This is a genomic window from Methylomonas sp. (assembly GCF_023228165.1).
Lineage (GTDB): Bacteria > Pseudomonadota > Gammaproteobacteria > Methylococcales > Methylomonadaceae > Methylomonas.
This window is the reverse complement of the sequence record NZ_JALOBS010000006.1, coordinates 44,199-57,717: the sequence shown is the minus strand read 5'-3', so window position 1 is coordinate 57,717 and position 13,519 is coordinate 44,199. Positions and strand designations below refer to the sequence as shown.

Sequence of the window (13,519 nt, the reverse complement as noted above, 5' to 3'; positions counted from 1 at the left end):
CCGGTAAACCTACTCATCCGCCAAGCTACCGGCCTGCGCGGCCAGCATCTGGTTTGCCATTTGGATTCCAGCTTCGGCTAGTGGGTGAATTACAAAATTGGCGCCCAAGCGGATTATTTCTTTTTGCTCGTCATCGTAATAGTAAATCGCCCCGATCTTACCTTGGTAGCCGAGATTTCTCAGCTGTGTGATGGCCGAACATCTCAAACTGAATTGCGGTAAGGTCAGAATCACACCTTTTACCCTGTCCAAGGGCAAGCCGTTCCATAATTCGGTATCCTCGGAGTCGCCGTAGACCACGCGGCGATTTTGGGCTAAATGGATTTCTACGACGGTAGGGTCGGCATCGAAGCCAACCACGCGTTTTTCCTGGCCTTGCAAGGCTCTGTACGCGGAAGTGCCGGTGCGGCCCATGCCTATCACCAGCCATTCGGCCACGCCTAGCGATTCTGGAATACGATCCAGATGGGGTTGGCGCTGTTTGCGTTCAAAGCGACTCAATACCGGCTCCAGCCAGGCGAACAGGATATGCGAATAACGATTTAATGGTGCTGCAATGGCCAGAGAGCCGGCGACCGTCAGGCTGATAATGGCTTGCCACTCTTGCGCCAACAACCCTGAATTGACCGCCGCATCAGTGGTGATCAGGGCGAATTCGCTATAGGTCGTCAGCGCTAGCGACGATACGAAGGCGGTACGAGCGCGTAAACCCGCCAAGATAAAGAGCAGGAAAAACAGCCCGCCTTGCAGAGGTAGCCAGGCTAATAAAGCCAAAGCGGTCAATGCTTGTTGCTGGGTGGGTAAATTGTTAAGGCCGATTTGCAAGAAAAACGCCACCAGAAACAGTTCTTTCAAACTCCAGAGTTTATGTGCGATATCATCGGTTTTACTGTGCCCGCCCAGCATGATGCCGGTTAACAACGCCCCGATATCGGCGGAAATTTCCAGATGTTCGGCAAACACGCCGCCCGCCAACGCCATAGTTACGCCAAGCAGTAGGCGCAACTCTTCGTTGCGGCTGGATTCCAGTAACAGATAGGCGATTGGACGCAAAAAAGGAATGAGCAGCAATTCAAGTGCCCAAGGCGTGGGTTGATGTCCATCGGTAAAAGCCAACAAGGCGATGGCAATCAAATCCTGCAAAATCAGGATACTCATTACATCGCGGCCATGAAACGAAGATAGTTCGCCATTGTCTTCCAGCACCTTGATGGCCAGCACGGTACTGGAGAAGGCCAGACTGATACCAAGTATCAAACCGCCGGTAATATGCTGGTCCAGCCAGAAAAATGTCAGCGTCGAAAACCCGGCCACGATCAGCAAATGCCAGCCGCCTACGCTGAGAACCTCGCTACGAATCAGCGAGCGGGGCTTGATTTTCAGACCAACCGTAAACAACAGCAATTCGATACCGATGTCAGCAATATGGGGCAGCGCGGCAAGCGGGCTGAAACCAGCGGCATGCAAAGCATAGCCGGCCAGAAGATAGCCAACCAGTGGCGGCAGCATTAACCGCGAAGCCACCAATCCCATAAAATAGGCGCTGCCTATCCAGATTAACTCAAGCATGGCCGGGTGGATGAGATTTCATGATTGATACAAATGCTTAGCTGCATATCCGTTTTGAAAATGGTTGATTCCCCTGTTAGTCGATATAACGTTTTACCAGTTCTGAGTAGCTGTCGATACGCCGATCACGTAAAAACGGCCAGATGCGCCGCACATCTTCGCTGCGTTTGGGATCGAGTGCAGCGGTTAACAGGGTATCTTGATGGTCGTCGGCATGACTGAGATATTCGCCCTGCGGGCCGACGATGAAGCTGTTGCCCCAGAATTGAATGCCGTTGGTTTGGTCCGGCGCCGCCTCGTATCCGATTCGGTTACAGGCGATTAACGGCAAGCCGTTAGCCACGGCATGCCCGCGCTGCACGGTAATCCAGGCATCCAGCTGACGTTGTTTTTCCGCCGAATCATCATCCGGGTTCCAGCCGATCGCGGTGGGGTAAATCAATACGTCGGCACCGGCCAAGGCCATCAAGCGGGCGGCTTCCGGATACCACTGATCCCAGCAAATTAATACGCCTAGTTTACCAATCGAGGTTTCAATCGGTGTAAAACCTAAATCGCCGGGGGTAAAGTAAAACTTTTCGTAAAAGCCCGGATCGTCGGGGATGTGCATTTTGCGGAAAGTGCCGGCCAGGCTGCCGTCTTTATCAAACACGACGGCCGTGTTGTGGTACAGGCCGGGGGCACGTTTTTCGAATAGCGTCGATACGATAACCACACCGTTGTCGGCGGCCACTTGGCTCAGCGTTTCGCAAGTCGGGCCGGGGATGGCTTGAGCCATATCGAAGCAATCGGTATCTTCACTTTGGCAAAAATAATGGTCCAGATGCAGTTCGGGCAGTACCACCAGTTCGGCATTTTGCTTGGCGGCCGCTTCGATCTGGCTAATGGAATAAGCCAGATTGGTTTCTCGGCCGCGATTGCAGGGTTGTTGTACGGCGCAGGCGATGATGGATTTTTTCATAGGGGGTAAAAGAATGCATTATGAAAAAGGCTAGGGTACGCAGCGCGTACCCTAATGGGTGAACAAGTTACGGTTCAAAGTTTAAGCTGACAAACGCCGGGATTTGCATGCTGGCGCAATGTAAACTGCCGTACTGATGCACCAATGGCCGGCAGGGAACGGCGATGATTTCATGGTCCGGAAAGCAAGCAGTCAAACGTTCCAATGCCACCTTATCGTTGCCATCATCGTAAATAGGTACCAAAACCGCGCCATTGATAATCAGGAAATTGGCATAATTGGCCGGTAGGCGTTGGCCGTTTTCGTCGCTGATCGGTTTAGGCAGCGGCAGGGCGATCAGTTTATAGGCGTCGCCGGTTGCCGTTTTAAAGGCTTTTAACTGCGTTTCCATGTTTTTCAGGCCTTGATAGTGCGTATCCCCGGTATCGTCGCAGCTGCTGTAGGCAATGGTATTGGGGGCGCAAAAGCGGGCCAGAGTGTCGATGTGGGCATCGGTGTCGTCGCCGGCCAGATTATCCTGTTCCAGCCATAACATACGTTGTGCGCCGAGATATTTTTGTACTTGGCTGGCAATGGCTCGCTCGGATAGATCAGGGTTACGATTGGGGTTGAACAGGCAGTTTTTGGTGCTCATCACCGTGCCTTGGCCGTCTGATTCCACGCTGCCGCCTTCCAAAACCAAATCTACTGAAGCAGATGGGTGGCCTTTAAATAGCGGGTGGGCAAACAACGTCAGATTCAAGGCATTGTCGGCGTCGTGAGGATACTTGTTGCCCCAGCCGTTAAAGCGGAAATTGACCAATTGCAGTTTGGCTTTCGGGTGTTGCCATTCCAGGCTCAAAAACAGAGTGTCCCGTACCCAGATATCGTTGTAATCGGCCTGCACGAAATGGATGTTGCCGGTGCTTTTCAACAGACTTTGAATATGCACTTCATGTTCGCCGTTCTTGCAAAGGATGATCAGCGGCTGGAAGCGGCTGATGGTGGTGGCGATGAAATGATAGGAGTCCTCGACGGCGGACAGGTTGGCAAAGTCGCCGCTGGCATGCGGCCAGGCAATGACAACGGCGGATTGCGGTTCCCATTCGGCTGGAAAACGGATCATGAAATACTCCCTGGATTAAATAATGATTTCGGAACGGATGCGCTATTGTATCAATGCTGCCTGGGGAATGTTTTACCGGCTAAAAATATATCCGATTGACAGCGGAGAGATCGGCTTTTATAGTCTCCAGCCATGAACATTGATGTCTTTTTTTCCAATAAGCAAGCTTGGCTATGGGGTTTCTCTATTGCCGTGGTGCTTGCGTCTTTCTAATCGACTTAACAGCAACCGCGGGCTCTACCGCGTTTGCTTAGCTTTTCGCCAGCGGCCCGCAACTTACCCTGGAGGCTCCATGGCGACAACGACACCATCCCCTTTAACCGATCGCAGCATTCTGCTTGGCTTTTGCTTGGCGGCCTTGGCGGCTATCGGCTTTTCCGGCAAGGCCATTTTGGTCAAACTAGTGTATTTCGAACCCGTCGATGCGGTAACGCTGTTGGCCCTGCGCATGCTGTTTTCCACCCCGTTTTTTCTGCTGGTTGCGTTACGGCATATCGGTCGCGGTGCCGCATCGCCGTTGAGCGGCAAGGACTATTTGTCGATTTTGGTATTGGGTTTGTTAGGCTATTACATGTCCAGTCTGTTCGATTTTGTCGGGCTGCAATATATTTCCGCAGGCCTGGAGCGGTTGATCTTGTTTTTGTATCCGACCATGGTGGTGGTGTTGTCGGCTGTGTTGCTTGGTAAATCGGTCGGTACTAAAGAAGCGGTCGCATTGCTGCTTAGTTACGCCGGCATTGGCGTGGTGTTTATGCACGAGATGCAGTTCGATTCGCCGCAGGTGCTGAAAGGCGCCGGTTTTGTGTTCGCCAGCACCCTGACTTACTCGGCCTACCTGATCGGTACCGGCGAAGCGGTGGCACGCATCGGGGTGGCGCGCTTTACGGCACTGGCCATGCTGGTGGCCTGCGCGGCCACGGTTTTACAATTCGTGTTGACGCATCCGCCGCGGAATCTGTTGCTGCTTTCCGCGCGGGTTTACCAACTCAGCGCGGTGATGGCCATCGTTTCCACGGTATTGCCGGTGTTCATGCTGTCGGCCGGCATCCGCTTGATCGGCTCCGGCCGCGCCGCGCTGATCGGTTCGATAGGGCCGGTGGCGACCCTGTTTATGGCCGCTGCGATACTGGATGAGCCGATGACGCCGCAACAAATCGGCGGCGCGGCGTTGGTGATGGCAGGCGTGCTGAGTCTGTCGCGAAAATGAACGGCTGGCGGATCAGTCCAGCCCCTTGCTGCGGTTATCCATCCGGCGCAGAAATTCGCCCATGATGACCCGGTAAAGCTCGTCGCCCAGATATTGATCTTCCACGCCGCTGTCAATGCTGGGGTTGTCGTTGACCTCGATCACATAGCCCTTGCCGTTAATTTCCTTCACATCAACACCGTACAGACCGTTACCGATAGGTTGGGTGGCTTTCAAGGCCGCATCCAGTACGGCTTTGGGAACTTCGAAGGTGGGCATGGTGGCGAAACTGCCGCTGTCTGTTCTGCTGGCGCCATGGCGGTAAATTTGCCAATGGTTTTTCACCATAAAATAGCGGCAGGCGTACAAGGCTTTGTTGTTGAAGACGCCGATACGCCAATCGAAGTCGGTGTACAGAAACTCCTGGGCTAGCAACAGTGCCGATTGTTCGAATAATTCCGCGACTTTAATGTCCAGTTCCCGGCGGTTATTGACTTTGACGATGCCGCGCGAAAACGAGCCGTCCGGAATTTTGATCACCACCGGATAACCGGCCGTTGCTTCCAGTTTATCCAGATGATCCAGATTACCTTTGTGCAGTATCCAGGTTTTGGGTGTCGGCACTTTATGGGTGCGGAACAGATCGGCCAGGTAAACTTTATTGGCGCAGCGTAAGATCGAGGTCGGGTCGTCGATCACCATCAAACCTTCGGCTTCGGCTTTTTTGGCAAAGCGATAGGTGTGGTGATCGATAGCCGTGGTTTCGCGGATAAACAGGCCGTCGAATTCGGGAATCCGGCCATAATGTTTTTGGGTAATCAATTCCACGTCGATGCCCATTTGCCGGCCGACGGCGATAAACTTTTTCAGTGCACCGCGGTTGCTGGGCGGCAGTTTTTCCAACGGATTGATCAGCACCGCCAGATCGTAACGCGCCGCCTTGCGGGTGCGGCCCTTGCGCCAGACTTTTTTGCTGAAGTTGTCCAGAGCATCGGCAAACAGGGTTTGCATGGCGTCGTCCAGACTGCGCGGCGAGACGGCATTCAGATCGGTAATTTCCCATTGCTGATTAAAATGCAGGGTAATTTCCAGCACCGGGCAGGGAAACCGTTCGAACAGCCGCCGGGTTAAATCCTGAAAATCCGCTTCCGCAGTATTGCCGAAATAACTGTACAGCTTGAGTTCGCCTTCTTTGGCGTGTTTTTTAAAGGCCCGTGCCAACGGCTGGGTAAAATCTTCCAATTGCAGGCGATACAGGGCGTTTTTGCCTAAATCGTTGATGACCTTGACCGAGGGAATTACGTGGTGATTGCGGGCTTCCGCCAGCAACGAACAATAATAACCGTCGGACAGGTAGGCGTAACTGCTGCAAAGATTAATCACGCGCACCCGCTGATCGGGGTGCACATGTTCTGTGGCAAGATAATGTTCAAAGCTGATCACCTGATCGCTGGGGTAATAAGGGTTCCAGTCGGACAGGTCGTCAACCACTAGTAATGTGTTTGCCATGGCAGGGAAAGCTCGATGCGAAAAAGAACGCTGATTCTGAAACCAGACAGACTTTTAAACAAGGAGTAACATTGAAAAATTATGGCAAACCAGAAAATTTCATCTAAATCAGTATGACTGTCCGTTTTGTATTTACCGGTATCGATACCGACGTTTTCCCGGCGGATTATGCACGCGCGCGCCAGAGATGGCTGCAGCAATTGAACACGCTGCCTTATCCGCCGCAAGTTGGGTTTTATCCCTGTGCCGGTGCCGGACCGGACGGCGAAAGCTTGCAGACCGATACCGTCTGGATAGGCGACAAAGAGGCTAGCAATGTAGTGGTTGTCATCGCCGGCACTCACGGTGTGGAGGGTTTTGCCGGTAGCGCCGTGCAAATCGATCTGTTACGTCTGCTGACGGAGTTCGATTTGGTTATTCCCGAACAGACTGCCTTGCTGTTGGTTCATGCGTTGACCCCCTGGGGTTATGCTTGGTCGCGGCGTTGCGATAACGACGGGGTGGATTTGAACCGGAATGTGGTGGATTTTTCTCAACCTTTACCGGAAACGCCGGAATACCTATTGCTGCGTTCCGCGTTGTTTACCACCGACGATGAAGAAAGACGTCGGGCGTTGTTGGCATTCGGCGAAACCCACGGCCGGGTCGTTTTGGAAAAAGCCGTCAGCGGCGGCCAGTATCTGGATCCGGCGGGACCGTTTTACGGCGGTAATAAGCCTGCGCACGGTCGCTTGGTTTGCGAGGCTTTGATTCAAGCGTATGACCTGGCTCAACGCCGCGTGGCGGTAGTCGATTTACATACTGGGTTGGGTTCCTATGGCTATGGGGAAATTATCTGTGACCATGCGCCGGATAGTGCCGGTGCGGCGGTAGCTCGGCAATGGTATGGCGATTCGGTGACTTTGCCGTTGGCCGGTACTTCCAGTTCGGTACCCAAGTTGGGCTTGCTGGATTATCTGTGGCACGCCGTAATGGGCGACAGCGGTTGTTATATCACGCTGGAATTCGGTACATACAGCACCGAGCAGTTATTCGATGTGCTGTTACGGGATCATCAATTGTGGTCGCAATCCGGCAACGAGTCGGAACGCATCGTGCATAGCAAATTGATGCGCCGGCATTTTAATCCGGCCGATCCGGCCTGGCGGGAGATGGTGTTGTTTCGCGGTCGGCAGGTCATCGTGCAGGCGTTGCGGGGAGTATCGTCTTGAGTATTGCGATACGCGCCGCGCAAATGAAGGACTTGGAAGCGTTGGTGGTGCTGGAAAATACCAGCTTCGATACCGACCGCTTAAGTCGGCGCAGTTTTCGACACTGGCTGACTACGCCGCATCGGGCTTTGCTGGTGGCGGAAAATGACCAGGCTGTGTCCGGCTATATTCTGATTATTTATTACCCCGGCACCCGCCTGGCACGGGTGTATTCCTTAGCAGTGTCGCCGCAACTGCGGGGGCAGGGGATAGCCAAGGCCTTGATGCTGGCCGGCGAGCAGGCCGCGCGCGACGACGGCCGCTTGTATTTGCGGCTGGAAGTGAGTGTGGACAATGCCGCTGCAATCGGGTTGTACCAAGCGCTGGGCTTTCAGAAATTCGGTTTTTACCGCGATTACTACGAAGACCATAAAGACGCCTTGCGTTACCAGAAGCGTATCCGCCGCTATCGCGATACGCCTCAGCATCGGCAGGTACATTGGTTGCGGCAGACCACGCCGTTCACCTGCGGCCCGGCATCGTTGATGATGGCCATGCATGCCCTGGACAAAAATTACCTGCCGTCGCGGGAAGAGGAAATCAACTTATGGCGGGAAGCCACCACCATTTTCATGACCTCGGGTCACGGCGGCTGCCATCCGATCGGGCTGGCTTTAGCCGCGAAACGGAGAGGGTTTTCCGTCGAGGTTTGGATTAATCAAGTCGGCCCCTTGTTTATCGACAGTGTGCGTAACGATGATAAAAAACAGGTGATTGAATTGGTGGACAACTGTTTCAAGCGCGAAGCGGAGCAGCAAGCCATTGTCATCAATTACAGCAATATCACCCAAGACGACCTGATAACCGCATTCGAGGCCGGCGCCATCCCATTGATATTAATCAGTACCTTTACGATGGACGGTAAAAAAGCCCCGCATTGGGTGGTGATGAGTGGTTTCGACAACGACTGTCTGTACATGCACGATCCCGATCCGGAAGAGGGCAGGCAAAGCGAGCTGGACTGTCAGTTCATTCCCATTGCCAGGGAAGACTTCGAGCGTATGTCCTGCTTTGGGAAAAACAGGCTACGGACGGCAGTGATTATTCGGGGCGGACGTTAGCGGTTAGCCGTAATTTTCCGTGGATATTTGTTTTTTGCGGGGAGGACCAGCTCGAGGCAGAATTCCTCTGCCCGATAAGCGAAACGTTATTTGAGGTCTGCACGTTGGCAAATTCGAGCTTATGCCGACGGCCATTATCAACATGGTACGGGCAAATTAAAAGATAAGCTTTATGGCCGCCTGATTTTGAAAGTGCGGTTGTCGAAATTGACCACGATACTGTCCTCGCGTATTTCCCTGAGCTCCAACTGATCCTTGATGCGTTGGCCGGGAACATATTTGACCATATCGATCATCACAAACCGTTCGGCGGCTATCGACGAATAACTGAATACGTTAATAGGCAGATTCGGCAGTGAGCGGCTGACTTCGCTGGGCAAATCCTCCAAGAATGGCAGGTCGTTCTTCACCCGAAGCAGCACGGTTTTTTCGGTAGCGTCCCCGGCTAATGCAATGGGTTGTGCTGCCGGTTTTAACGGCGTAATGGCCTCTTTAAGGGGCTCAATCGACTTACTTGGTGGAGTCTCGGATTTGATAACAGTAGGTTTGGGTGACGCAGGTGGTAGTGGCGGCGCAATTACCGGTTTAACGGGTTTAACCGGCTGATTCTTTACGGTTGGTATTTTGGCCGGCAATGCCATTACCGGTGCCTGGCTATCAGTTTTGCTGATTTGGGCAATTGGCGGCGTTTTCGGCGCGGGCGATGGCGAGACTATTTTGGCAGGCGATAGCGCCGGTTTAACCTCTGTAGCTATTGTCTGTTCCGGGACCGGCGGATTTTTTTGGGTAAATCCGAGCACATAAATCAAAACGCTCAGATTTATGACGATTAACGCGGCAATCAGTTTGGTCGAACTTTTATGATGCGGTGGCTGCTGAACGACGATTCTGCTGGTGACCGTATCCGGCTCGATGGCTTGCCGTTCCCGCTCCGATTTTCGCAATGCATTTAAGATATAAGACATACTATTCCGTCATTTCCAAATGGGGTGAGGTGGTGGCTCCTGTTTGGTTATCCAGATGAATCAGCGTTTGCGCACCTACTATGCCATCTTCCAGTAAATGATGCCGGTGCTGAAATCCGATCACCCGCGCCTTAAGCGTTTCATCAAAAAATAGTGAAGGATTGCTGCTCGCGGGTGTTTCATCCTGCGCGTTTAGCTGTTCGCGCAGCCAGGCTACGTTGCTGGATAATTTCTGCGGGGCAATGAGCGTCATATCCTGGCGCGGCGAGCGCCAAAATAGCAGGAAATGGCCGTCCCATAAATTCAGCACCTCGGCTATTGGGAATCTTAAATCGTCGTCGAAACGGAAAATGGCGTGCCCCTTATCGACACCGATCAACAGGGCATGGCGTTTCTGTTCTGGGGGTAAGGAGAACTGCAAAATGGCGGGTCGGTCAAGGGCCAGCAAATCTTTCCAACTCGCGTTATCGGAAAGGCAATGCAGATCCAAGCCTGCTATGTAATCGCAATCGATCACGCCATCGGGTGGCAGGGGTTTTTGCCAGACCTTCAGCGCGGCAAGCATGGCTGTATTTATCGATCGGGTGGGATCCTGCAGCCAGACGGTAAAAGACTTGGCTTCGGTTTTGGTTGATTCGGCTTTTTGCGGGGGCTCCGGCTTGGATGGCGTTTGCCGAATGTCTGCGATGGCATGTGGCTGCAGGGATGGACTCGAGAAGATTTGACCGGCTTGATCGATTGAGGAGGGATTCCGGCTAACAAAATAACCCCCTACGGCGATGCCACCGAATAAAATCGTTGCCGCCACGGTAATTAACCAACGACGTGTGTTGCCTAGTCCCAGTGTTTCTCGCGCCGCGCCGTCGATGATCTCGGCGGAAATGCTACGGACGTTATTGGCATAGGCGCCCAGTAAGGCCCGGTCGCAGAGGATATTGATCACTCTGGGGATACCGGAAGAAAATCGGTATATCTTGCGGATGGCCCGCTCTTTGAACAGGCGTGGGTTTCCATGGCAAACCGTCAAACGATGTTGAATATAAGCCCGCGTTTCTTCGAAAGACAGCGGTAACAAATGGTAACGGGCGGTAATGCGCTGATTGAGTTGGCGCAAGTCTTGACGGCACAGCAATTGCTGAAGCTCGGGCTGGCCGACCAGGATAATTTGCAACAGCTTGGCCTTGCTGGTTTCCAGATTGGTCAGCAGTCGAATTTGCTCCAGAACTTCCAGGCTTAGGTTTTGAGCTTCATCGATTAATAACACCGTCCGCCTGCCGTTGGAATACGCTGACAGCAGGTACTGGTTGATGGCATCGATCAGGTTCTTTGAGGTTTGCGGGATGCCGTAGTGAGGGATGCCCAACTCGTCGCAGAGCGTGGCCAGTAATTCGAGGGCATTCAACTTCGGGTTTAATATCAAGGCGATATCGATATTAATGGGCAATTGTTGTAACAGGCAATGGCACAAGGTAGTTTTGCCGGTACCGACTTCGCCCGTCAACGCCACGAAGCCGCCGCCTATATTGATGCCGTAAAGCAGATGCGCCAAACCTTCCTGATGGCGTTCGCTCATAAACATGAAATGCGGGTCTGGTGCTATAGAGAAGGGTGACTCGCTGAATTGGAAGTATTGCTGATACAAGGCTTTGGCGTGTTAGGAAACTGATTTTAAAATGTTCATTCAAATAAATGAGAAATACATTTGGAATGTAGACAGTATAAAGGCACAAATCGATTTGAAACTAGACTATCATTTTGGAGTCAACAATTGATGGCAAAGTAAGCTTTTGTTTTAACGGCTGTATCGTCCCTAATGCGTTTGGTTTTAGCTAAACGAGCGGAGTTTGCTAACCCACCTTGCCAAGGTCAAGAGTAGGCCGATTGTTAACTTGGTGCGGGGCTTCTCTGCTAAAAACTATTGATTTCGATTCGAAACTACGTATACTGCCTGCGTGTTTGCGGGTGTTATTCACCATAGTGGTGCGTTTTGACGGAGATTGTTTCGGTCTTTAGTCAGCTATTCACCCCGATTATTTTATCAACACGAATTCATAAAAAAGGCACGCCCAAAGTCGCTTGACTGAACGACGACGGTGGTTGTCGCATTAATTATAAAAGCAGAGGAGTCCGTATGTTCAGTGTTTTCACGCGCGCAATTAACCATAAGATCTTACTCAACGGTACCCTGTTAATTTTGTTGGCAGCTTGTTTTCCGTCTTTGAGCATGGCCAAGCCTGTGGAGGCGCGGCTGGCTACGCTAGGAAGTTGCCAATTCTTAAGCAAGGTAGAAGGGTGGTCGGGTTACGGCAAGCATTATGACTGGCATAGACAGGCCAAAGCTGCCGCGCTTGGTCGTGCCGAAAAACTTGGAGCCAGCCATATTGTTTGGGAGCGGATGATCCCGGTTGGGGTATTCAACGGCTACGCTGTCGCCCGGGTTTACAGTTGTAACAGCTAATGAAAAAAGGTCGGCAGCGAGTTTTTTGATTTACGCCGCGACGGGTTAAATAGCTAGTCCCTTAACCGAAAAACCTTAAACGGCGTTAATCGCTTTCGAATCTGAAGGGGACTCTATGCAAAGTCTGGTGTCCGCCAACCAGGCTTGCAACCAGCAAGCCTGCATTCATCGGCTTTTGCCTAAACCACGCACACAGAACCAAAATCCCCGCTGGGTATGTGTTTATATTTTACAATCGTCCGTGTTCGGAATCGCAATTCATTAAATAATACAGACCGGCAACACGCTCCATCGTATCGGAATTCTTGTTCATGGAAGGCGTATACGCGCAACCTGTCGAACAGATTTCGGAATGCTCTTTGTCAAACGCTACACGAAAATATTCAAAATCATTTTTATGATTTTCGCATAATTTATCGTTTTCGCTTTTAACGGCAAGTTCGTCGTTTCCATCCTGAGTTATCAGTTTAGAATTAGGCGCGCATGCTGTCATTAATAGAAGCGAGATAGCCAACATTATAATTTTCATAACCTTTCCCCATTATTTTCATTTGAATGAATGATTGCGACTTAGCCGATGACGGTCATACTTGAATCGGTCCGAATATCTCGGGATGACCTGGAACGAGTCGCCAGTCTGAAACAAACTTTGCAAACATACCTGTATCCAAATGCAGATAATGGGCCAAGTTGTGTGTAAATTCGTTCATTCTATGCTTGACGACTGGCTAATGATGCGCTGCGGCGGCGGTTTGCTGGCGCGATACGGATGGTTTATGTCGTCTTGGTGAATACCTGAATACCACTGTAAAAGAGCTAAGGCGATTCTATAGAGGAGAAAGTGAAGCCCCGAAGGTGTGCACAAAAATGGTGCGTAATTATCCGAATTGGTGCGCTGATTGCGGTTCAGAATGTGGTTGGTAGGGTATTGGCTAGTGGGACAAAGCGAAAAATGGCACTGGTTTCGGCAACTGCAGCATGCATTGCCTTGGCTCCCGCGTCCCGGCGGGTATGATGGTCAACTTTGTTACAGCGGAAGAAGCTTTATAATCAGGTAGAACTAAGAACCGGATTATATTGGCTATCCAAAACCGAGATGTCGAAGGGTGTAGTGGGCAGAGGCGCGAAAGGCGCAGACATTAAATAAAACGCAGTTGGTAGGTTTGTGCGTGATACAACGAACTTGTACGGATGTAAAGCAATGCCGGAACAGTCATCAAATGTTCCGTAACCATATTTGAAATTGTTTTAGGCTAGCGATGTAGCCCAGTTTTCAATTTGCAAGCCTGGAATTCGCACAAACACGCGTTCGCTGCTGGTAACCAGAATCCAGCCTTGTGCTCTGGTGTGCGCCGCCAGCCACAAATCGTTATTACCTATGGGTAGGCCGTTTCGTTGCAATTCGGCGCTAATGTTCGCCTGAGGTTTCCGGCAGGGCATATACCGGAATCAGGT

General features: G+C 51.8%; 12 protein-coding genes. 4 read left to right on the top strand and 8 right to left on the bottom strand.

Features of this window, described 5'->3' with window-relative positions:
* Window positions 1-9: 9 nt before the first annotated feature.
* The 3 genes from M0R33_RS05925 to M0R33_RS05915 form a co-directional block, all read right to left on the bottom strand.
* A complete protein-coding gene (locus M0R33_RS05925; protein ID WP_292566458.1) occupies window positions 10-1,569 on the bottom strand; it encodes a cation:proton antiporter family protein in 1,560 nt (519 codons plus the stop codon).
* A 76-nt stretch (window positions 1,570-1,645) separates the two neighbouring features.
* On the bottom strand, window positions 1,646-2,530 hold the full coding sequence (locus M0R33_RS05920) for a carbon-nitrogen hydrolase (RefSeq protein WP_292566455.1): 885 nt from the start codon (window positions 2,528-2,530) through the stop codon (window positions 1,646-1,648).
* Between the two features lie 67 nt (window positions 2,531-2,597).
* A complete protein-coding gene (locus tag M0R33_RS05915; RefSeq protein ID WP_292566452.1) occupies window positions 2,598-3,635 on the bottom strand; it encodes an agmatine deiminase family protein in 1,038 nt (345 codons plus the stop codon).
* A gap of 292 nt (window positions 3,636-3,927) precedes the next feature.
* Between M0R33_RS05915 and M0R33_RS05910 the strand changes: the two genes are divergently transcribed.
* The gene (locus M0R33_RS05910) at window positions 3,928-4,842 is read left to right on the top strand and encodes a DMT family transporter (protein ID WP_292566449.1); all 915 of its coding nucleotides are present in this window, start codon (window positions 3,928-3,930) and stop codon (window positions 4,840-4,842) included.
* A 12-nt stretch (window positions 4,843-4,854) separates the two neighbouring features.
* Here the strand turns inward: M0R33_RS05910 and M0R33_RS05905 are convergent, their stop codons facing one another.
* Window positions 4,855-6,330 carry a RimK family protein gene (locus tag M0R33_RS05905; RefSeq protein WP_292566447.1) on the bottom strand — a complete coding sequence of 492 codons (1,476 nt, stop codon included), beginning with the start codon at window positions 6,328-6,330 and terminating at the stop codon, window positions 4,855-4,857.
* Between the two features lie 113 nt (window positions 6,331-6,443).
* Here M0R33_RS05905 and M0R33_RS05900 point away from each other — a divergent pair, with 113 nt between their 5' ends.
* Together M0R33_RS05900 and M0R33_RS05895 are read left to right on the top strand one after the other, a co-directional pair.
* A complete protein-coding gene (locus tag M0R33_RS05900) occupies window positions 6,444-7,541 on the top strand; it encodes a DUF2817 domain-containing protein (RefSeq protein ID WP_292566444.1) in 1,098 nt (365 codons plus the stop codon).
* Window positions 7,538-8,641 (top strand): GNAT family N-acetyltransferase/peptidase C39 family protein, encoded by a 1,104-nt coding sequence (locus M0R33_RS05895; RefSeq protein ID WP_292566440.1) that lies wholly within the window; start codon window positions 7,538-7,540, stop codon window positions 8,639-8,641. The genes M0R33_RS05900 and M0R33_RS05895 overlap by 4 nt, the downstream gene beginning before the upstream one ends.
* 170 nt (window positions 8,642-8,811) lie before the next feature.
* Here M0R33_RS05895 and M0R33_RS05890 read toward each other — a convergent pair whose 3' ends face one another.
* Together M0R33_RS05890 and M0R33_RS05885 are read right to left on the bottom strand one after the other, a co-directional pair.
* Complete coding sequence (locus tag M0R33_RS05890) at window positions 8,812-9,606, bottom strand: general secretion pathway protein GspB (RefSeq protein ID WP_292566437.1); 795 nt, start codon at window positions 9,604-9,606, stop codon at window positions 8,812-8,814.
* A gap of 1 nt (window position 9,607) precedes the next feature.
* Window positions 9,608-11,179 (bottom strand): AAA family ATPase, encoded by a 1,572-nt coding sequence (locus tag M0R33_RS05885; protein WP_366043182.1) that lies wholly within the window; start codon window positions 11,177-11,179, stop codon window positions 9,608-9,610.
* Window positions 11,180-11,737: 558 nt separating this feature from the next.
* On the opposite strand from M0R33_RS05885, the gene M0R33_RS05880 reads away from it, so the two are divergent.
* Entirely contained in the window at window positions 11,738-12,064 is a 327-nt protein-coding gene (locus M0R33_RS05880) for a hypothetical protein (RefSeq protein ID WP_292566431.1), read from the top strand.
* Between the two features lie 229 nt (window positions 12,065-12,293).
* Here the strand turns inward: M0R33_RS05880 and M0R33_RS05875 are convergent, their stop codons facing one another.
* A complete protein-coding gene (locus M0R33_RS05875) occupies window positions 12,294-12,593 on the bottom strand; it encodes a hypothetical protein (RefSeq protein ID WP_292566428.1) in 300 nt (99 codons plus the stop codon).
* A 719-nt stretch (window positions 12,594-13,312) separates the two neighbouring features.
* Complete coding sequence (locus M0R33_RS05870; protein WP_292566426.1) at window positions 13,313-13,465, bottom strand: hypothetical protein; 153 nt, start codon at window positions 13,463-13,465, stop codon at window positions 13,313-13,315.
* Between the last annotated feature and the right edge of the window lie 54 nt (window positions 13,466-13,519).

What these genes read in the sequence shown, in the direction of transcription:
- M0R33_RS05910 (WP_292566449.1), top strand. Translation starts at nt 3,928, where the DNA reads ATGGCGACAACGACACCATCCCCTTTAACCGATCGCAGCATTCTGCTT.
- M0R33_RS05920 (WP_292566455.1), bottom strand. Translation starts at nt 2,530, where the DNA reads ATGAAAAAATCCATCATCGCCTGCGCCGTACAACAACCCTGCAATCGC.
- M0R33_RS05915 (WP_292566452.1), bottom strand. Translation starts at nt 3,635, where the DNA reads ATGATCCGTTTTCCAGCCGAATGGGAACCGCAATCCGCCGTTGTCATT.
- M0R33_RS05875 (WP_292566428.1), bottom strand. Translation starts at nt 12,593, where the DNA reads ATGAAAATTATAATGTTGGCTATCTCGCTTCTATTAATGACAGCATGC.
- M0R33_RS05880 (WP_292566431.1), top strand. Translation starts at nt 11,738, where the DNA reads ATGTTCAGTGTTTTCACGCGCGCAATTAACCATAAGATCTTACTCAAC.
- M0R33_RS05925 (WP_292566458.1), bottom strand. Translation starts at nt 1,569, where the DNA reads ATGCTTGAGTTAATCTGGATAGGCAGCGCCTATTTTATGGGATTGGTG.
- M0R33_RS05905 (WP_292566447.1), bottom strand. Translation starts at nt 6,330, where the DNA reads ATGGCAAACACATTACTAGTGGTTGACGACCTGTCCGACTGGAACCCT.
- M0R33_RS05900 (WP_292566444.1), top strand. Translation starts at nt 6,444, where the DNA reads ATGACTGTCCGTTTTGTATTTACCGGTATCGATACCGACGTTTTCCCG.
- M0R33_RS05885 (WP_366043182.1), bottom strand. Translation starts at nt 11,179, where the DNA reads ATGAGCGAACGCCATCAGGAAGGTTTGGCGCATCTGCTTTACGGCATC.
- M0R33_RS05890 (WP_292566437.1), bottom strand. Translation starts at nt 9,606, where the DNA reads ATGTCTTATATCTTAAATGCATTGCGAAAATCGGAGCGGGAACGGCAA.